General features: G+C 71.2%; 1 pseudogene. It reads right to left on the bottom strand.

Features of this window, described 5'->3' with window-relative positions:
• Positions 1 to 1,121 (bottom strand): annotated as a pseudogene (locus BJF83_RS03190) (hypothetical protein); the annotation flags it as partial.
• Between the last annotated feature and the right edge of the window lie 76 nt (positions 1,122 to 1,197).

The following is a 1,197-nucleotide window of genomic DNA, read 5'->3' as shown; positions in this document are numbered from 1 at the left end:
GCAGCGGTCGAGGCACCGTCCGGCCGGTGGGAGACCTCGAACGGACCCACCCTCGGGCCGCTGTCCGCCGAGGTCGGGTTGCCCGACCCCGCGTCCACGACGACGTCCCCGTCGTCGGGGCGGGTGGCACCGCCGAGAAGATCGTTGCCGGCCTTGATCGCGCCGAGCCCGAAGACCGCCGAGCCGACGTTGACCGCTCCGGTGGCGATCACGTACCCGGGCCTGTCCTCCCACTCGCTGAGGGGAACCACGGCCTCGAACGCGCCGATCCAAGGCTCCCGGGCGGTGGCGTACCAGTCATCGGCCGAGTCCGGTGCGCGGAACTGGCCGTCGACGAAGAACCCCGACAGGTTCCCCAACCCCACCAGCGAGTCCTCCAGCTCCGCACCGATGTTGGCGAAGTTCTCCGCAGACAGGGGGTAGACGGCCCCGCCGTCGGGGTCTCGCAGGCCCAGGGCGGTCGCCGCCCCGGTGACCACTCCCACCGCGGCGTCCGCGACGCCAGCCCACACGTCCTCGTACCAGGGCCTACTCGCCTGGGCCGGGGAACCCCAGGGGTTGTCCGCGTCGACCTGCACCGTGAACGTGCCGTAGTAGGCGCCGTCCCGGCCCTCGGATGTCTGACCGGGATCGGCGGCGGACAGCTCATCGGCCCCGCGGAAGTAGGTGCCGCCGTAGCTGGCCCCGATGGCGTTCGCGCAGGTGCGCTCAGCCGCCTGGAACTCGAACACGGCTTGGGCGATGCGGTTGTTGAGGTCGTTGTTGCGCTCGCGTAGATCCTCGTCGTCGGACCACTCCTGGTCGCCGTCGACCTCCTCCCACAACTCGACCGCCTGCCCTTGGAGGCGGATCAGTTCCTCCTTCAACGGCCGCGCGGTCTCGGCAAACGTGGTCAGGGCCTCGGCCGCCCCGGCCACGGCCTCCTGGGCCGCTGCGGTGTCCGATCCCACCGGGTCGATCACCGACAACAGCTCCCCCGACTCCGGAGCGGTGTAGATGCCCTCCAACCCGGCCCAGGTCGAGGTGATGTCGACACCGGACTCGGCGATGGCCTCGCCCGCGGTGCGCAAACGCCCGGCGGCGGCCTCCAACTCGTCGGGGTCGACCCTGGGGATGGGCACCGCGGAGGGAAGGACCGGACCGTCGACCACACACCTGCGTTCCGCGTAATTCAGCGGCCTGGAGCGCGGAATCTGG

The sequence above is a fragment of the Nocardiopsis sp. CNR-923 genome, from assembly GCF_001942255.1.
Classification (GTDB): Bacteria; Actinomycetota; Actinomycetes; order Streptosporangiales; family Streptosporangiaceae; genus Nocardiopsis.
Note: the sequence above shows the minus strand (reverse complement) of the source record. Positions and strands in the feature narration are given on the sequence as shown.